Origin of the sequence: Shewanella sp. M-Br, from assembly GCF_036245925.1 — a bacterium.
Lineage (GTDB): Bacteria > Pseudomonadota > Gammaproteobacteria > Enterobacterales > Shewanellaceae > Shewanella > Shewanella oncorhynchi.
The window spans coordinates 14,518-32,383 of record NZ_BJBV01000001.1 but is presented as its reverse complement, the minus strand read 5'-3'; the positions used below and the strand labels follow the sequence as shown (position 1 = coordinate 32,383).

Below are 17,866 nucleotides of genomic sequence, written 5' to 3'. Positions count from 1 at the left end.
TTTAGAGTGTAGATTATTTATTGAACAAAAAGTTCAGCGCGTCAAGTTTACTTAAGCCTAATGCTATAGCTTATGAGTAAATATGCGTAAAATAGCGCGATATTCAGAATGATATTGAGTGAGTCCATGCTGCAACTTCTTGCCCCCATCCACGCATTTCTTCACTGTGAAACACCGCAAACTTGGATTGATGTCGCGATAAAATCAGATTCCTTGGATGAGTTGCTGATCGACCATTGTAACTGTGAGTTAAAAGCCGCTCAGACAGCGATTTTTTTGCTACGAAAATATGCGTTAGATAAAGACTGTGGTCGAGCTCTGTTGGCGTGGGCTAAACCTTATGAAGAGTTTATTTATTCGCAAGAACATGATGTGGAAAGTTTTTTAGCCCGTGATGTGAAAAAGAATGAGTTGGTAACTGACCTTATACCTAAGCCCAACTTTAAGTTTGCTGCGAATTTAGTTTCACCTTTAATCCGCTTGATTAAAGAAGAGTTTCATCATTTTGAACAAGTATTGGATTTAATGCACAAGCGCAGTATTGATTACCGCAATATTCGCGCGGGTCGTTATGCCAAGGGGATGATGAGTCATGTGACAACCCATGAGAAAGATATTTTGCGGGATAAGTTGATTGTAGGGGCATATATTGAGGCTCGCTCGTGCGAGCGCTTCGCTAAACTCGCGCCTTATTTAGACGGTGAGCTGAGTAAGTTTTATGTGTCACTGCTGCGCTCTGAAGCGCGACATTATCAAGATTATCTTGCGTTAGCTCAGTTGGTTTCACCTGAGGATATTAGTGAGCGAGTGAAGTACTTTGGCGAGTTAGAAGCGGAGTTGATTTTGGCGCAGGATGATGAGTTTCGTTTCCACAGTGGGTCGCCTCTATTAAATTAATTTGAACGGCTTTGCTTCCCCAAACGAGTAGAGTTAAGTCCATATAGCTGAAACGATTAACGGTTCTAAAAAACCGTTAATCACAGTATTTTCAAGCTATTAAAGCTAAAGATTTAAGCTATTTAAGCTTAAGTAACGCTAAATGAGGCCTACTTAAGCCAATGCCTTTAGGTCATCATCGGGTCGAAGGGTAAGGACTGTAAATTAATCCCTTCAGCGCTCACACTGAGCACACTGCCTTGTTCATACCAATCGCCAACCACTATACGCTTACAGCCATTAGCAAGTTGATGAATGGCTGGTCTGTGGGTATGACCGTGGATCATATGCTTAGTGTGTGTCTTGGCAAATAACACATCGACCGCATTGGGCTCTACATCCATGATAGTGTAGCTTTTTTGCTTATTGCTGTTCTTGCTCTTGCTGCGAATTTTATCAGCAATGCCCTGACGGGTTTTCTTGGATAAACAACCGTACAGCCAACGAGACAGCGATAAACTGCGCAGTTTTCGAAAGCGTTGGTAGGCCTTATCTAAAGTACATAAGCTGTCGCCGTGCAAAATTACAGTGTCGACACCGTATAAATTGAGGCGAGTGACTTCGGGTAAAATTTGCATGCCTGCGGCGCGCGCAAATTGTTTGCCTAGCATGAAGTCACGGTTGCCATGGATAAAATACACTGGCAACTTTTGTGATACTTGCTTGAGTTTTTCGGCGATGTCGAGGGCAAAAGGCAAGGCAATATCATCACCAACCCAGACTTCAAACAAATCGCCTAGGATATAAAGGGCGTCGGCATCATCGAGTTCAGTGTCGAGAAAGCGAGTGAACGCTTGGGTGATATCAAGGCGATCTGCACTTAGGTGTAGATCGCCTATAAATAGAGTTCGCATTCGCCGTATTATGCCGCGACGCTGACTTTTTCAATCACAATGGCTTCTAATGGCACATCTTGATGCATACCACGGTTACCAGTGCTAACGGCTTTGATTTTTTCGATAACATCCATGCCTTCAACGATTTCGCCGAATACGCAGTAGCCCCAGCCCTGTGAGGTTTCTGATTTAAAATCGAGGAAAGTGTTATCGTTCACGTTAATGAAGAACTGCGCAGTAGCTGAATGTGGATCTGAAGTTCGCGCCATAGCGACAGTACCAGTACGGTTTGATAAACCGTTATTGGCTTCGTTCTTCACTGGCTCGTTACAACGCTTTTGGCTCATGTCTTCGTTGAAGCCACCACCTTGGATCATGAAACCGTCTATCACACGGTGGAAGATAGTGCCGTCGAAGAAACCTTCGTCAACATATTTCATGAAGTTTGCTACTGTTAACGGTGCTTTTTCAGCGTTCAGTTGCAGTTTAATGTCGCCCAAATTAGTGTGTAATGTGATCATGTTTTCATACTCTGTGTAAATAGTGGCGCGATTCTAACTTATCTCGGATTGCGCGCAAAGTGCAGTATTCAAAACCTGTCAGGCCGTGATAGACTGACTCCTTGATTTTACACCTGAATGTATCATTGAAGAGAATATCGATGTTGAAGATTTACAACAGTATTACCCGCCAAAAACAGGAATTTAAGCCAATTAATCCCGGAAAAATTGGGATGTACGTGTGTGGTGTGACCATATACGATCTCTGTCATATTGGTCATGGCCGTACTTTTGTTTCCTTCGACATGATAGTGCGCTACCTGCGTTACGCGGGTTATGAAGTGAATTTTCAGCGCAATATTACTGATGTTGATGACAAAATCATCAAGCGCGCTAACGAGAATAACGAAAGCTGTGAAGCCTTAACCGAGCGTCTTATTGGTGAAATGCACCAAGACTTCGATGCCTTAAATATGTTGCGTCCCGATTTTGAACCGCGCGCGACCCTTCATATTGCCGAAATCATCGACATGGTTGAGTTATTACTCGCCCGTGGCCATGCCTATGTGGCGAGCGATGGTGATGTGCTTTTCAGCGTGGCCTCATATCCTGATTATGGCCGTTTATCGGGCCAGAATTTAGATCAACTGCAAGCCGGTGCTCGGGTTGAAGTGGACGAAACCAAGCAAAATCCAATGGATTTTGTGTTGTGGAAAATGTCGAAACCTGGCGAACCAACGTGGGAATCCCCATGGGGACCGGGTCGTCCTGGCTGGCATATCGAATGTTCGGCCATGAACAGCAAACATTTAGGTCTGCATTTTGATATTCATGGCGGCGGCTCTGACTTACAGTTCCCACATCATGAGAATGAAATCGCCCAGTCTTGCTGTGCCCATGACACGCCATACGTCAACTATTGGATGCACACTGGCATGGTGATGGTTGACCGTGAAAAGATGTCTAAGTCCTTAGGCAACTTCTTCACCATTCGCGATGTACTTGGTCACTATGATGCTGAAACTGTGCGTTATTTCTTATTATCTGGTCATTATCGTAGCCAACTGAACTATTCAGAAGATAACTTGAAACAAGCGCGTTCAGCCTTAGAGCGTTTGTATACCGCTATTAAAGATGTCGACTTGACTGTCGCTGCGGCGCCTGCTGAAGAGTTTATTGCTAAGTTTAAAGCGGCGATGGATGATGACTTTAATACACCTGAAGCCTACTCAGTGCTATTTGATATGGTGCGTGAGATCAATCGTTTAAAACTGACCGATATGGCACAGGCATCTGCGTTAGCAGTCACCTTGAAGCAATTAGCGGATGTGTTAGGTCTATTAAGCCAAGAGCCAGAGGCCTTCTTTCAAGGTGGCGGTAGTGACGATGAAGTGGCCGAAATCGAAGCCTTAATCGTTGAGCGTAACCGTGCTCGTACCGAAAAGGATTGGGCTGCTGCGGATGTGGCGCGTAATCGTTTAGATATTTTGGGCGTTGTGCTTGAAGATGGTCCAAGTGGCACCACTTGGCGTAAGAAATAAGCTTATTCGCTATATTTTTAATTCAAGAAAATCTTCAGTAAATAAAAAACCTGCATCATGCAGGTTTTTTTATGCTTGCTAGAACCTAGAACCTAGAACCTAGAACCTAGTCATGATACTGCTCGGCGGCATATAAGGTGTTTTCTAATAGGCTTGCAATCGTCATCGGGCCGACACCGCCGGGGACTGGAGTGATAAAGCTGGCATTTTGCGCAGCAATGTCATATTGCACATCGCCGACTAAGGTGCCGTTATCTAAACGGTTAATACCCACATCTATTACAATCGCGCCAGGCTTGATCCACTCGCCAGGAATAAAGCCGGGTTTACCCACTGCAACGACCACGAGATCTGCCTGACGGATTTTTTGTTCAAGATTCTTAGTGAAGCGGTGGCAAGTAGTGGTGGTGCAGCCAGCCAGCAGCAACTCTAAGGTCATTGGGCGGCCGACAATATTCGATGCGCCAACCACAACAGCATCTAAACCATAGGTATCAACGCCGGTGGATTTGATGAGTGTCATTATGCCCATTGGGGTACAAGAGCGCAGCACCGGAATACGCTGGGCTAAACGGCCGACGTTGTACGGGTGAAATCCATCGACGTCTTTATCTGGGCGGATACGCTCGATGACTTTTGAGTCTTCGATATGCGCGGGTAATGGCAGTTGCACTAAGATGCCATCAATTGTCGGATCATCATTAAGACTATCAATCAGGTTGAGTAATTCATCTTCAGTGCAGTTTGTTTCTAAATCGTATGAACGAGAAATAAATCCAACTTCTTCACAAGCCTTACGTTTACTGCCAACATAAACTTGTGATGCCGGATCGGCTCCCACTAATATTACGGCTAAACCCGGTACGCGCTGTCCAGCCTCTTTGCGGGCGGTGACTTTTTCGCTGAGCTTAGTGCGGATGGATTGAGCAATCGCCTTGCCGTCGATTATTTGGGCTGTCATGGGTGTAGGATATCCTTTATATGGGCGATGGTGAAAACAGTAGTTAACACAGAGATTGGCAATCGTGGCTATTTTAACAGGGCACAGCTACTGTGTCATGGTTAAAGCCGTTGCCAAGTGGATAAAAAAAACCAGATTAGCCTGATAATTCAGCACCTAGAGTCGAACGATAAAAAAATCGTTGACGGGTGTAAAGTGAGGGGATAAGATGCGCTCCGTTCTCAGGCAGATGTGTTCATCTTGCGCTGAAACTGTCATGTAACACCTTCGGTGATTAGCGCAGTCCGATAGTGCATCCAAATTTTGGATGAGAGCGGACCAGAGGAAACCCTCTGAGTTGATACCAAGTAAAATGTAAGACCTTCGGTGATTAGCGCAGTCCGGTAGCGCATCTGGTTTGGGACCAGAGGGTCAGAGGTTCGAATCCTCTATCACCGACCACTTTATTGTCGTTTGCTTCGATGAATTCAAAAATAATTTGAACTCAAATAGGCGAATGATAGGGTTAGCATAAATGCTTTCCAAATCGGTTAGGATACAGAAAATTCTGTAAACCATGCGCCCGTAGCTCAGTTGGATAGAGCACCCGCCTTCTAAGCGGGTGGTCGCAGGTTCGAATCCTGCCGGGCGTACCAGTTTCAGTGGTGATTGTAGCTCAGTTGGTAGAGTCCCGGATTGTGATTCCGGTTGTCGTGGGTTCGAGCCCCATCAGTCACCCCATTTTTAGTACTTTGAGTACAAATTAAAAAAAGCGACCTTGTGTCGCTTTTTTTATACCCCAGATTCGGCTGTTGAGGCTCGACTCTGCAGAAAACGGTGGCTATAATGTCGCGTCTTGATAGATATCAACTATGAGCGACCTGTGCCTAAAGCCAGTTGTGGTGGGCATTGTAGTCAAATTTAATGATCAAGAAACGAATACCTGAATAGTTGATGAATCGGCTATTACAAAGGACGTTAGACAAATTTCGAGGTAAAACAATGCAAGTTTCTGTTGAAGCAACCCAAGGCCTAGAGCGTCGCCTGACCATTTCTGTTCCTGCTGAACAAATTGAAAAGCTGGTTAAAGACAGTTTACAACGTGAAGCTAAGCGTGCTCGTATCCCAGGTTTCCGTCCTGGTAAAGTGCCTGTTACTGTTATAAACAAACGTTACGGCGCAGCGATTCGTCAAGACATCATGGGTGAAGTGATGCAACGTAACTTCATCGAAGCAATTATTGCTGAGAAGTTAAACCCAGCGGGTGCACCGACTTTTGTTCCTGGTTCTACTGATGGCGAAAAATTCGAATTTATCGCTACCTTTGAAATCTATCCAGAAGTTGAGCTGAAAGGCTTAGATGCAATCGAAGTAGAACAGCCAAAAGCTGAAGTGACTGATGCTGACGTTGACACTATGATTGAAACCTTACGTAAACAACACGCGACTTTCGCTGCTGTTGAGCGTGAAGCTGCTGATGGCGACAAAGTGAAAATGAACTTTGTTGGCTCAGTTGACGGTGAAGAATTTGAAGGCGGCAAAGCTGATGATTTCGAACTGCAATTAGGTAGCGGCCGTATGATCCCTGGTTTTGAAGCAGGTATCTTAGGTCACAAAGCGGGCGAAGAATTTGTTATCGACGTGAACTTCCCTGAAGAATATCACGCTGAAAACCTGAAAGGTAAAGCGGCTAAGTTCGCGATTACGCTGACAGAAGTGCAAGCGGCTAACCTGCCAGAAGTAAACGATGAGTTTGCTGCTCTGTTTGGTATCAGCGAAGGCGGCTTAGAAGCCCTTAAAACTGAAATCCGTAAAAACATGAACCGTGAACTTGAGCAAGCGTTAAAAGCTAACGTGAAAGAGCAAGTGATCAATGGTCTGTTAGCTAACAACGATATCACTTTGCCAAAAGCATTGATCGATGGCGAAGTTAACGTTCTGCGTCAACAAGCCATGCAACGTTTTGGCGGCCAATCGGCTAACATGCCAGAACTGCCAGCTGAATTGTTCACTGAACAAGCTGCACGTCGTGTTAAAATCGGTCTGCTATTAGGCGAAGTCATCAAGACTAACGAACTGAAAGCGGAAGATGAACGCGTACAAGGCTTGATCGCTTCTATGGCTTCAGCCTACGAAGATCCAAGTGAAGTAGTTGCTTATTACAACAGCAACAAAGAGCTGATGCAAAACATGCGCAACGTTGCTTTAGAAGAGCAAGCGGTTGAAGCACTGTTGAAATCTGCCAAAGTGACCGAAAAACAGGTCGCTTTTGAAGAATTTATGAACAAGGCTACCGGTCGCGCATAAGCTAAGCTTGACTTGATTAGCTGTTCGCCATTTATAATGGCTCGTATGAGGCTCCTCATGCGAGCCATTTTTATTTAGGGAAGTGAATAATGCATAATGCGTCAGACATACAAAGTGCTTTAGTGCCTATGGTGATCGAACAGACTGCTAAGGGTGAACGCTCATACGATATTTATTCTCGTTTGTTGAAAGAGCGGATTATCTTTTTGGTAGGTCAAGTTGAAGAACACATGGCAAACCTTATCGTGGCGCAACTATTATTCTTAGAATCAGAAAGCCCAGATAAAGATATCTTTTTATACATTAACTCTCCTGGTGGCTCTGTCACCGCAGGCATGGCGATTTATGATACCATGCAGTTTATCAAACCGAATGTTAGCACTGTCTGTATCGGCCAAGCCGCTAGTATGGGCGCTTTCTTGTTAGCTGGTGGTGAGAAGGGTAAGCGTCACTGTTTACCAAACTCTCGCGTGATGATCCATCAACCGCTGGGTGGTTTCCAAGGTCAAGCATCAGATATTGCTATTCATGCCAAAGAAATCTTAGGCATTAAAAATAAGCTTAACCTAATGCTCGCTGAACACACAGGTCAGCCGCTCGAAGTGATTGAACGCGATACTGATCGTGACAACTTCATGAGTGCAACTCAAGCCGTCGAATATGGCTTAGTTGACTCTGTGATGACGAAACGCGGCTGATTTTTGCTTTTGACTGAGCTATGCTTTGTAAAAGTTAAGCAAATTTAAGACAGGCAGTAGAGCAGACTGCAAATGAGGTAATTAATGGGCGACAACAAAAATAATGGTGACAGCGGTAAATTGCTGTACTGCTCTTTTTGCGGAAAGAGCCAGCATGAAGTCAGAAAACTCATTGCTGGCCCATCAGTGTATGTATGCGACGAATGTGTTGAGTTATGTAACGACATCATTCGTGAAGAGATTAAAGAAATCTCTCCAAAGCGTGATAGCGATAAATTACCGACACCACATGAGTTGCGTGCACATTTAGACGATTATGTTATTGGCCAAGACAGAGCGAAAAAAGTGCTTTCTGTGGCAGTGTATAACCACTATAAGCGTTTAAAAAATGCATCGCCTAAAGATGGCATCGAGCTGGGCAAGAGTAATATTTTGCTTATCGGTCCAACGGGTAGCGGTAAAACTCTACTGGCTGAAACCCTTGCGCGCTCACTCAATGTGCCTTTCACTATGGCAGATGCTACTACGCTGACTGAAGCGGGTTATGTGGGTGAAGACGTTGAAAACATCATTCAAAAGTTGCTGCAAAAGTGCGACTACGATGTTGAGAAGGCGCAGCGTGGTATCGTTTATATCGATGAAATCGATAAAATTAGCCGTAAGTCAGACAATCCATCAATCACCCGTGACGTATCGGGTGAGGGTGTACAGCAAGCGCTGCTTAAGTTGATTGAAGGCACTGTTGCCGCGGTTCCACCACAAGGTGGCCGTAAGCATCCACAGCAAGAATTCTTACAAGTCGATACTTCTAAGATCCTGTTTATCTGTGGTGGTGCGTTTGCAGGGCTTGAGAAAGTGATTGAGCAACGTGCGCACGTTGGCTCGGGTATCGGTTTTGGTGCACAGGTGAAAGGCGAGAAAGAGAAGGCGACGATCTCTGAAACGTTATCGCAAGTAGAACCTGGCGATTTAGTCAAATACGGTTTAATCCCTGAGTTTATCGGTCGTCTACCAGTGGTTGCGACTCTGACTGAGCTGGATGAAGAAGCTTTAGTACAAATTCTATCTCAACCTAAAAATGCCCTAACTAAGCAATACAGTGCGTTATTTGAGATGGAAGGGGTTGAGCTTGAGTTCCGCGAAGATGCGCTTAAAGCGATTGCTCACAAAGCCATGTCTCGCAAGACTGGTGCCCGTGGCCTACGCTCCATCGTTGAAAGTATTCTGCTGGATACCATGTACGATATTCCATCCGTTGACGGTGTGGTGAAGGCCGTTGTGGATGAATCAGTAGTGAAAGGGGAATCTGCCCCAATCTTGATTTACGAGCACAATGAGGCCCAAGTGGCATCAGGCGAACAATAATTGTACTGATCGCTAATAAACTGAAAAACAAGGAGTCCAATGGACTCCTTTTTTCGTATTAGCCATTGAAACTCCATAAAGCGTCCCAATATACTCCAGTATTAATCCATTTCACCAAAACGGAATCGAACTATGACCCAAGAGCGTGAAGCGCATATCGAACTCCCCGTGCTGCCACTGCGAGATGTGGTGGTCTATCCCCATATGGTAATTCCGTTATTTGTCGGACGAGAAAAATCTATTCGATGTCTCGAAACGGCAATGGCGCAGGATAAGCAAATTATTTTAGTGGCGCAGCGTGATGCCGAGCTCGATGAACCATCAAAAGATGACATCTTCGAAGTGGGTACGGTTGCCTCTATTTTACAGTTACTTAAGCTGCCAGACGGTACAGTCAAAGTGCTGGTTGAAGGCGGTCGTCGCGCCCGTATTACCCGTTATACCCAAGAAACAGAATTTTTTGTGGCTAAGGCTGAGTATCTGGAATCAGAACCGCTGGAAGACAAAGAAGAAGAAGTGTTAGTGCGCAGTGCAATTGGTCAGTTTGAAGGTTATATCAAGCTGAACAAAAAGATCCCGCCAGAAGTCTTGACCTCTTTATCGGGTATCGATGAAGCGGCGCGTCTGGCCGATACTATGGCCGCACACATGCCACTTAAGCTTGAAGATAAGCAATCTGTGCTTGAGATGGTCAACGTCGGCGAACGTCTGGAATATCTAATGGCGATGATGGAATCGGAGATCGACCTATTACAGGTTGAGAAACGTATCCGGACTCGCGTTAAAAAACAGATGGAAAAGAGTCAGCGTGAGTACTATCTGAACGAACAGATGAAAGCCATCCAGAAAGAACTGGGTGACCTAGATGAAGGCCATGACGAATTTGAAGCCTTAAATCGTAAGATTGAAGAGGCTAACATGCCCGCTGAGGCGAAAGAGAAAGCCCTCGCCGAGCTTAACAAGTTACGCATGATGTCACCAATGTCGGCTGAAGCGACGGTTGTTCGCAGTTATGTCGATTGGATGACGGCTGTGCCTTGGAGCCAACGCTCTAAAATCAAACGTGATTTAGCCAAAGCCCAAGAAGTACTCGACACCGATCATTTTGGTCTTGAAAAAGTCAAAGAACGTATCTTGGAATATTTGGCAGTCCAAAGCCGAGTGCGTCAGCTTAAAGGGCCAATCCTGTGTTTAGTGGGGCCACCAGGTGTGGGTAAAACCTCGCTAGGTCAATCGATCGCTAAGGCGACCGGTCGTAAGTATGTGCGTGTTGCCCTCGGTGGCGTGCGTGATGAAGCGGAAATCCGTGGTCATCGCCGTACTTACATTGGGTCTATGCCGGGTAAAGTCATTCAAAAGATGGCTAAAGTCGGCGTGAAAAACCCGTTATTCTTGCTCGATGAAATCGACAAGATGAGTTCTGATATGCGCGGCGATCCGGCTTCTGCTTTATTAGAAGTGTTAGATCCTGAGCAAAATGCGACCTTTAACGATCATTACCTCGAAGTCGATTACGACCTATCCGATGTGATGTTTGTTGCAACGTCAAACTCTATGGATATTCCTGGGCCACTTCTTGACCGTATGGAAGTCATTCGTTTGTCGGGTTACACCGAAGACGAGAAGCTGAATATTGCTAAGCAACATTTGCTGAATAAGCAAATTGAGCGCAATGGTTTAAAAGCCACTGAAATTAAAGTCGATGATAGTGCTATCGTTGGCATTATCCGTTATTACACCCGTGAAGCGGGTGTGCGTTCACTCGAGCGTGAATTGTCTAAGATTTGCCGTAAAGTCGTGAAAATGATTTTGCTCGATAAGTCAGTCAAGTCTGTAACTGTCAACCAAGAGAATCTTAAGTCTTTCCTTGGCGTGCAGCGCTTTGATTACGGCAAAGCCGAGTCTAAGAACCAAATCGGTCAAGTGACTGGCTTAGCTTGGACTCAGGTGGGCGGTGACTTACTGACGATTGAAGCAACCTCAGTGCCAGGTAAAGGGAAGTTAACCTATACCGGTTCCCTTGGCGACGTGATGCAAGAGTCGATTCAAGCAGCGATGACAGTTGTTCGCGCCCGTGCGGAACAATTAGGTATCAATGCGGATTTCTATGAGAAGCGTGATATCCACGTGCATGTGCCAGAAGGTGCAACACCCAAAGATGGTCCATCTGCTGGTGCGGCTATGTGTACCGCGTTAGTATCAAGCTTAACGGGTAACCCCGTGCGTGCTGATGTGGCCATGACAGGTGAAATAACCTTACGTGGTGAAGTGTTACCTATCGGTGGTTTGAAAGAAAAACTGCTAGCAGCACACCGCGGCGGCATAAAATTGGTGCTTATTCCAAAAGAAAATGAGCGCGATTTGGAAGAAATTCCTGCCAATGTGATTGCCGATTTAGAAATTCGTCCCGTGCGTTGGGTCGATGAAGTGTTAAAACTGGCCCTAGAAAGACCAGTTGAAGGCTTCGAAGTGGTTAAAAACTTGGCATAACGCAAGAAATTGCGCTATCGCGTTAAAAAAAATGAAAAAAGGGGCTTAACAAAGCGCAGACCTGTGGTAGCCTAGGTCTGTGGAGAGCCAGCTGCTCCAAGCCCTTGGCGCAACTGGCTTTGAGCTGTATCCAGTTTTAATTCTTTGGTTTTCGAACTCAGCTTGAACTTTGAATTCAAGCTTGTTATAAAAGCCTCCGCAGACCGCTCTAGAGACGGATTTGGTTGCGGCGCAAAAAAATTACATTCAAGGGGATGACATGAACAAATCTGAACTAATCGAGAAAATCGCATCTGGTGCTGACATTTCTAAAGCCGCTGCTGGCCGAGCACTGGATTCTTTTATCGCTGCTGTGACCGAAGGTCTGAAAGAAGGTGATAAAATTTCTCTTGTTGGTTTTGGTACTTTTGAAGTGCGTGAACGCGCTGAGCGTACTGGTCGCAACCCACAAACGGGTGAAGAAATCAAAATCGCAGCAGCTAAAATTCCTGCATTCAAAGCTGGTAAAGCACTGAAAGACGCTGTTAATTAATCATTAATATCGTAGCCTTTGTAAGGCGTTCGTAATGACAAGCACTGTTTATCAGTGCTTTTTACGAATTGAAAGTAATGGAATATGAAGCTTAATTTCTACCATTACTCGGGGTTTTAGAATTTACCAGTGGTAGCGTCTGAATATTCCCCATAAATTACAGAAAGGCGCATCTCAACCTGATGCGCCTTTTTATTTTGTTAATCGCAACAAGCGAGAAATCTGATGTTAGAAAAGATCCGCGATGGTTCGCAAGGCGTGATTGCTAAAGGCATTCTCGTACTTGTGATTTTATCTTTTGCATTTGCAGGAGTCAGTAGTTACTTAGGTTCAACAACTGATGTGCCTGCGGCAGAAGTGAACGGTGACAAGATCACTAAAGCCGAGCTAGAGCAGGCGTACCAGAGCGAGCGCTCTCGCATGGAGCAACAGCTAGGTGAAATGTTTGCTGCGTTATCTGCTGACGAAAAATACTTACAAAGCATTAAGCAGAGCGTATTAGAACGCTTAGTGGCTGACAAGTTGATAGATCAAGCTGCTAAGGCTATGGGTCTACGTGTATCTGACGAGCAAATTGTTGCTGCAATGAGAGCTGAACCGGCATTTCAAACTGATGGCAAATTTGATAACGATCGTTATCAGGCGATTCTGCGTCAGTTAGGTTATCAGCCACAGACTTTCAGAGACATGATGCGTGTCGATATGACCCGTCGTCAGTTAACTGCGGCCCTTGTGGGTACTGAATTCGTGTTACCTGGCGAAGCTAAGCAATTGGCTGAGTTACAAGGCCAAACCCGTGATGTGCGCTATGTTATTGTCGATTCTGCACCATTCTTAGCGACAGCGGTTGTGACTGACGAGCAAGTGAAAAACTATTACGACGCAAACCAAGGGCAGTTTATGAGTCCTGAGATGGTGAGCTTAGAATATGTTGAACTGAATGCTGCTGATTTTGCTAAAAATAATCCAGTTTCTGATGAAGAAGCACAAACGTATTACGAAGAACATAAAGCACAATATGTTTCTAACGAGAAGCGTCTTGCCGCGCATATTTTGGTTATGCCAGGTAACGATGAAGCGGCAGCAAAAGCCAAGGCTGAAGATCTCGCTAAGCAATTAGATAGCGGTGCCGATTTTGCTGATCTGGCTAAAGCTAACTCTGATGATACTTTGAGTGCAGAGCAGGGCGGTAAACTGGATTGGTTTGAACCTGGTGTAATGGACCCCGCATTTGATGCCGCTTTATTTGCATTAAATAAAGGCCAACATTCTGCGGTGGTTAAAACAGACTTTGGTTTCCACATTATCAAGCTATTAGATGTGCAATCTGGCGCGACTGTACCATTTGCTGATGTGAAAGCTAAGATAGTGGCTCAATTGCAAGATAAGAAAGCGGTTGACCAGTTCTATAGCTTACAAAGTAAATTAGCGGATACCAGCTATGAAGTGCCAGATACACTATCTGAAACCGCAAAAGCTGTTGGCGTTGATGTTAAGACTACAGCACTGTTTTCTCGCGATAACGCACCGGCTGAGCTAAACAAGCCTGACTTAGTTAAAGCAGCCTTCTCTGAAACTGTAATGCTGAAAGGTTTAAACAGTGAAGTGATTGAGCTTGAACCTAACCATGTTGTTGTTATCCGAGTGAAAGAACATCACGATGCGGGTACTTTGGCCTTAGCTGAAGTGAAAGCCAACATCACTGAGCGCTTGAAGCAAGATCAAGCAAACGAAGCCGCCCGTGCAAAAGCACAGGAACTGATGGCACAAGTTAAAGCGGGTGCAACTGATCTTGGTTTAGTGTCTAAAGCGAAACTAGGCCGTGGCGCGCAAGACGTTGATGCTGCGATTGTAGGCAAAGCGTTCCAAATGCCAACACCAAGTACAACTCCTGTTGTCGATATCGTCGGTTTAGCAAACGGTTATGCTGTGGTTGCACTGGATAAAGTCAATGCTGCAGAAGGCGTGAGTGATGAGCTAGTTAATGCACTTAAACAACGTCTGAACGCACAATACAGTGAAGTAGACTACCGTGGCTTGATCGATTCGCTTAAAGCCAATGCCAAGGTGCTTTACCCTGTAGAAGAATAATTTCAGTGAGGATAGCGAGTTATTAAATTTACTATCCGACTGATTAAATAGAAAAGGCCAAGTGAGTTCACTTGGCCTTTTTGTTTTTTTAATTCGATAAAGTTTACCTATGAAGTTCGAAGGATATCTGCTATAGCAACACTGTCAGACTCCATATTCCATTACTTCAATCGCCACGTTACTGAATTGAATGGTTAATCATCAACGCCAATCATTACGCTGCTGGCTTTGATGAGGGCATAAGCCGAATCACCCACTTTGAGCCCTAGGCGCTCACAGGAAGCTTTAGTCACCACAGAGGTCAGTACGACACCGGGTGCAAGTTCGATTGTCACTTCATTGTTTACAGCGCCCATTTCTATGGATTTGATTGTACCGCTGAGGGTGTTTCTTGCGCTAATTTTCATTGATTTTCCTTATTGAGGGATTATTAGGGGTCAACTGCAGCTAGTGTAGCGCATCTTAATCTGGGAGTTATAAATAAAAACGCCACTAAAAAGTGGCGTTTAACGTTTGTGATAAGCAGTGATTCGCTATCGAGTTGATTAGAGTTCGATAACGTCAAATTCAACGTATGGGTTAACGTCGGCATCGTAATCAATGCCTTCGATACCAAAACCAAATAACTTAATAAATTCAGCTTTGTATTCACGGTAATCAGTCAATTCTGATAAGTTTTCTGTGGTCACTTGTGGCCACAAATTACGGCAGTGTTGCTGAATATCTTCACGCAGTTCCCAGTCATCTAAACGTAAGCGATTATCACTGTCGGTCTCAGGTTTTGCACCATCGGCACGGAATAGACGCTCACTGAATAAGCGATAGATTTGCTCCATACAACCTTCATGGAGACCTTCCTGACGCATTTTCTTGAATACCATAGCGATATATAAAGGCATGACAGGAATGGCCGAACTCGCTTGAGTCACAACGCTCTTTAGCACTGCGACGTTTGCGCTGCCGCCAGTGGCTGACAGTTGTTCATTTAACGCTTTTGCTGCGCGGTCCAGATCCATCTTGGCCTTGCCAAGGGCGCCGTGCCAGTAGATTGGCCACGTCAGTTCAGTACCGATATAGCTATAGGCTACGGTTTTGCAGTTATCGGCTAATACACCGGCTTCAGATAAGGCTTTGATCCACAGTTCCCAATCTTCGCCGCCCATAACAGTGACAGTATCAGCAATTTCTTGCTCAGTTGCTGGCTCAACGGTGGCTTCAATGATGCAGTCTTTATTGGTATCAACGGCAGTCGCTGTGTAAGTTTCGCCAATGGGTTTTAAAGCTGATCGGATAAGCTCACCTGAATCTGGGAGTTTGCGCACTGGTGATGCCAGTGAGTAAACAACCATGTCAATTTCACCAAGATCTTGCTTGATAAGCTCGATGACTTTTTGTTTAGCTTCATGGCTAAAGGCATCGCCGTTAATGCTTTTAGAATATAAACCTTCCGCTTTAGCAAATTTGTCGAAAGCGGCAGAGTTGTACCAACCTGCAGTACCTGGTTTCGCTTCAGTACCTGGCTTTTCGAAGAACACGCCAATCGTTGCAGCATCGCTACCAAAAGCGGCTGCGATACGTGAAGACAGACCATAACCACTTGATGAACCGACCACTAATACCTTTTTCGGGCCGTTAGCGATCTTGCCTTTTGCTTTAGTTAAGGTGATTTGTTCTTGAACGTTTACTTCACAACCGACAGGGTGTGTAGTGGTACAAATGAATCCACGAATTTTTGGTTTGATAATCATGTTTAAGCTTCTTCTATCAAAATGACCAATAGGATAAATATTTCGGCGGGTAAATGGCACCTATTTTTAGCCAATTCACCTGATTATTTAAGTGGTTGGAGCAGTTTAGCGTTTGTGAACAAACAGACTCTGCTCTTGGACCAACCTCTGGGTGTATTCATGTTTTGGTGAGTTAAATATTTGTTCTGTATCAGCTTTTTCAACCATTACACCTTTGTGCAATACCATAATTTTATCGCTGACATGGCGAATAATATTGAGATTATGGGACACGAAGATATAAGACAAGCCGAGATCTTTTTGCAGTTTTAACAGCAAATTAAGAATTTGCGAGCGCACCGAAAGGTCCAGAGCGGTTAAGGCTTCATCGGCAATGATAATTTTAGGATTGAGCATTAAGGCTCGTGCTACTGCGACTCGTTGTTTTTGCCCTTCGGAAATCATGTGCGGATAAAACTCCGCGTGCTCGGGTAATAAACCTACTTTTCGTAAGGTATCGACCACTTGGGTGTGCCGCGATTGCGCAGACATTTGAGTGTTGAAACGCAGCGGCTCATCGAGCAATTGACCAATCGTTAGGCGCGGGTTCAGTGAAGTATTCGGATCTTGGAAAATCATCCGAATTAAGCGGCATCTTTGCTTCACATTGCGGCTATCTAAGGCTTCACCTTCGAAAAAAATCTCACCACCGCTGCGGGGCTCTGCACCGACTAAAATGCGGGCGAGGGTACTTTTACCTGAACCCGCCTCACCCACTATCGCTAAGGTTTCACCGCGTTCGAGTTCAAAGGATACGGGCGCTAATGCATCGTTATATTGGCGGGAAAAGCCCTTATAACCAGTATCATATCTTTTATAAAGGTCATTAACTTTAAGCAGTGGGGTCGTCATTATGGGTTTCGCCGTGATAAGGGAAATGACAGGCAAAATAGCGGTCTTTGATATGACTCAAATTTGGCTGATTAACGCATTTTTTTTGTGCTTCAGGGCAGCGTGGCCCTAAACGGCAACCAATAGGCAAATGCTGTAAGGCGGGCGCAGAACCCGGTAGGGTAGGCATAATCGCCTTGTGACCACCAGAGCCTGAATAGTCGGGCATATTTTCGAGTAACGCCTTAGTGTAAGGATGATAAGGCTGCTTAATCACTTCGTCCGTCGGCCCAGATTCCATGACTTGACCGCAATAGAGCACGGATAAGTGATCGCACCATTGGGCTAAGGTTTCCAGCTCGTGGCTGATCAATAGAATCGATACGTTTTGTAATTGATTTAATTGGGATAATAATCTGAAAATTTGCGCCTGAGTGCTGAGCTCCATCGAGCTTGTGGGTTCGTCTGCAATCAAGAGGCGAGGCTGGTTAGCAACCGCCATCGCAATCATCACTTTTTGGCATTCGCCTTCGGATAATTCCCATGCGTAGCTAGACATCACCTGCCGCGGATTCTTGATCCCGACTTTATGCAGCCATTTCTGTGCTGTAAGTCTTGCATGCCTGCGCCGTTGCCAAAAATAGGCGTTGGGATTTTTAGGCATAGCTTGCATTAACTGACTGCCAACGGTTTGTGCTGGATCTAAGCTGCCAGACGGATCTTGGAAGATCATTGCCATGTCTGAACCCATCAGGTTACGGCGCTCTTTTGAGCTCATGGCCATCAAGTTATTGCCATCCCACATCATGCGGTCTGCAGTAATAGTCCAGTTGGGGCCGGGGATGCCTAAAATCGCTCTGGCTAACAAACTTCGTCCTGAGCCAGATTCACCAACTAGCCCATGAATTTCGCCCGCATTGAGTGTTAAGCTGACTTTTTCTAGCGCCCGCACTCTACCGTGGGGCGTATCGAGTTCAATCGTTAGATTTCGTACGTCGAGTAAGGGCATAAG

At 45.2% G+C, this 17,866-nt stretch carries 15 protein-coding genes and 3 tRNA genes; 11 read left to right on the top strand and 7 right to left on the bottom strand.

All coding sequences use genetic code 11. From position 1 onward, the window contains the following. Positions 1-126 precede the first annotated feature (126 nt). Positions 127-897: a tRNA isopentenyl-2-thiomethyl-A-37 hydroxylase MiaE gene (gene miaE, locus AAA952_RS00160; RefSeq protein WP_105252939.1), complete on the top strand. Its 771-nt coding sequence runs from the start codon at positions 127-129 to the stop codon at positions 895-897. A 167-nt stretch (positions 898-1,064) separates the two neighbouring features. Here miaE and AAA952_RS00155 read toward each other — a convergent pair whose 3' ends face one another. Further along, positions 1,065-1,790, bottom strand: coding sequence for a UDP-2,3-diacylglucosamine diphosphatase (locus AAA952_RS00155; protein ID WP_105252938.1), 726 nt, complete (start codon positions 1,788-1,790; stop codon positions 1,065-1,067). Positions 1,791-1,798: 8 nt separating this feature from the next. After that, a complete protein-coding gene (locus tag AAA952_RS00150; protein ID WP_105252937.1) occupies positions 1,799-2,293 on the bottom strand; it encodes a peptidylprolyl isomerase in 495 nt (164 codons plus the stop codon). Positions 2,294-2,433: 140 nt separating this feature from the next. Here AAA952_RS00150 and cysS point away from each other — a divergent pair, with 140 nt between their 5' ends. Continuing rightward, positions 2,434-3,813, top strand: coding sequence for a cysteine--tRNA ligase (cysS, locus tag AAA952_RS00145; protein ID WP_286992701.1), 1,380 nt, complete (start codon positions 2,434-2,436; stop codon positions 3,811-3,813). Positions 3,814-3,919: 106 nt separating this feature from the next. Here the strand turns inward: cysS and folD are convergent, their stop codons facing one another. After that, complete coding sequence (gene folD, locus AAA952_RS00140) at positions 3,920-4,774, bottom strand: bifunctional methylenetetrahydrofolate dehydrogenase/methenyltetrahydrofolate cyclohydrolase FolD (RefSeq protein WP_014610292.1); 855 nt, start codon at positions 4,772-4,774, stop codon at positions 3,920-3,922. Positions 4,775-5,138: 364 nt separating this feature from the next. Between folD and AAA952_RS00135 the strand changes: the two genes are divergently transcribed. The 9 genes from AAA952_RS00135 (at position 5,139) to AAA952_RS00095 (ending at position 14,236) form a co-directional block, all read left to right on the top strand. Then, positions 5,139-5,215 (top strand) — tRNA-Pro (locus tag AAA952_RS00135). A gap of 117 nt (positions 5,216-5,332) precedes the next feature. Continuing rightward, a tRNA-Arg gene (locus AAA952_RS00130) sits at positions 5,333-5,409 on the top strand. Between the two features lie 9 nt (positions 5,410-5,418). Continuing rightward, positions 5,419-5,494, top strand: a tRNA-His gene (locus AAA952_RS00125). Positions 5,495-5,755: 261 nt separating this feature from the next. Further along, positions 5,756-7,060: a trigger factor gene (gene tig, locus AAA952_RS00120; protein WP_028760469.1), complete on the top strand. Its 1,305-nt coding sequence runs from the start codon at positions 5,756-5,758 to the stop codon at positions 7,058-7,060. Between the two features lie 89 nt (positions 7,061-7,149). Then, positions 7,150-7,758 (top strand): ATP-dependent Clp endopeptidase proteolytic subunit ClpP, encoded by a 609-nt coding sequence (gene clpP, locus AAA952_RS00115; RefSeq protein ID WP_063883148.1) that lies wholly within the window; start codon positions 7,150-7,152, stop codon positions 7,756-7,758. 84 nt (positions 7,759-7,842) lie between these two features. Next, positions 7,843-9,123: an ATP-dependent protease ATP-binding subunit ClpX gene (gene clpX, locus AAA952_RS00110; protein WP_028760467.1), complete on the top strand. Its 1,281-nt coding sequence runs from the start codon at positions 7,843-7,845 to the stop codon at positions 9,121-9,123. 132 nt (positions 9,124-9,255) lie between these two features. Further along, positions 9,256-11,613, top strand: coding sequence for an endopeptidase La (gene lon / locus AAA952_RS00105; RefSeq protein WP_105252934.1), 2,358 nt, complete (start codon positions 9,256-9,258; stop codon positions 11,611-11,613). A 259-nt stretch (positions 11,614-11,872) separates the two neighbouring features. Continuing rightward, on the top strand, positions 11,873-12,145 hold the full coding sequence (gene hupB / locus AAA952_RS00100) for a nucleoid-associated protein HU-beta (RefSeq protein ID WP_006081127.1): 273 nt from the start codon (positions 11,873-11,875) through the stop codon (positions 12,143-12,145). A 225-nt stretch (positions 12,146-12,370) separates the two neighbouring features. Beyond that, the gene (locus tag AAA952_RS00095; protein WP_338253347.1) at positions 12,371-14,236 is read left to right on the top strand and encodes a SurA N-terminal domain-containing protein; all 1,866 of its coding nucleotides are present in this window, start codon (positions 12,371-12,373) and stop codon (positions 14,234-14,236) included. 194 nt (positions 14,237-14,430) lie between these two features. Here AAA952_RS00095 and AAA952_RS00090 read toward each other — a convergent pair whose 3' ends face one another. From AAA952_RS00090 to AAA952_RS00075, 4 genes are all read right to left on the bottom strand, one after another. Continuing rightward, entirely contained in the window at positions 14,431-14,643 is a 213-nt protein-coding gene (locus tag AAA952_RS00090) for a TOBE domain-containing protein (protein WP_006085368.1), read from the bottom strand. Positions 14,644-14,781: 138 nt separating this feature from the next. Beyond that, complete coding sequence (gene fabV / locus AAA952_RS00085; protein ID WP_105252933.1) at positions 14,782-15,984, bottom strand: enoyl-ACP reductase FabV; 1,203 nt, start codon at positions 15,982-15,984, stop codon at positions 14,782-14,784. Between the two features lie 105 nt (positions 15,985-16,089). Then, the gene (locus tag AAA952_RS00080) at positions 16,090-16,875 is read right to left on the bottom strand and encodes a peptide ABC transporter ATP-binding protein (RefSeq protein WP_105252932.1); all 786 of its coding nucleotides are present in this window, start codon (positions 16,873-16,875) and stop codon (positions 16,090-16,092) included. Further along, positions 16,856-17,863: a peptide ABC transporter ATP-binding protein gene (locus AAA952_RS00075; protein ID WP_113938851.1), complete on the bottom strand. Its 1,008-nt coding sequence runs from the start codon at positions 17,861-17,863 to the stop codon at positions 16,856-16,858. Before AAA952_RS00075 ends, AAA952_RS00080 begins: the two co-directional genes overlap by 20 nt. Positions 17,864-17,866 lie beyond the last annotated feature (3 nt).

Coding starts and splice junctions, on each gene's coding strand:
- miaE (WP_105252939.1), top strand. CDS start 127: ATGCTGCAACTTCTTGCCCCCATCCACGCATTTCTTCACTGTGAAACA.
- AAA952_RS00155 (WP_105252938.1), bottom strand. CDS start 1,790: ATGCGAACTCTATTTATAGGCGATCTACACCTAAGTGCAGATCGCCTT.
- AAA952_RS00150 (WP_105252937.1), bottom strand. CDS start 2,293: ATGATCACATTACACACTAATTTGGGCGACATTAAACTGCAACTGAAC.
- cysS (WP_286992701.1), top strand. CDS start 2,434: ATGTTGAAGATTTACAACAGTATTACCCGCCAAAAACAGGAATTTAAG.
- folD (WP_014610292.1), bottom strand. CDS start 4,774: ATGACAGCCCAAATAATCGACGGCAAGGCGATTGCTCAATCCATCCGC.
- tig (WP_028760469.1), top strand. CDS start 5,756: ATGCAAGTTTCTGTTGAAGCAACCCAAGGCCTAGAGCGTCGCCTGACC.
- clpP (WP_063883148.1), top strand. CDS start 7,150: ATGCATAATGCGTCAGACATACAAAGTGCTTTAGTGCCTATGGTGATC.
- clpX (WP_028760467.1), top strand. CDS start 7,843: ATGGGCGACAACAAAAATAATGGTGACAGCGGTAAATTGCTGTACTGC.
- lon (WP_105252934.1), top strand. CDS start 9,256: ATGACCCAAGAGCGTGAAGCGCATATCGAACTCCCCGTGCTGCCACTG.
- hupB (WP_006081127.1), top strand. CDS start 11,873: ATGAACAAATCTGAACTAATCGAGAAAATCGCATCTGGTGCTGACATT.
- AAA952_RS00095 (WP_338253347.1), top strand. CDS start 12,371: ATGTTAGAAAAGATCCGCGATGGTTCGCAAGGCGTGATTGCTAAAGGC.
- AAA952_RS00090 (WP_006085368.1), bottom strand. CDS start 14,643: ATGAAAATTAGCGCAAGAAACACCCTCAGCGGTACAATCAAATCCATA.
- fabV (WP_105252933.1), bottom strand. CDS start 15,984: ATGATTATCAAACCAAAAATTCGTGGATTCATTTGTACCACTACACAC.
- AAA952_RS00080 (WP_105252932.1), bottom strand. CDS start 16,875: ATGACGACCCCACTGCTTAAAGTTAATGACCTTTATAAAAGATATGAT.
- AAA952_RS00075 (WP_113938851.1), bottom strand. CDS start 17,863: ATGCCCTTACTCGACGTACGAAATCTAACGATTGAACTCGATACGCCC.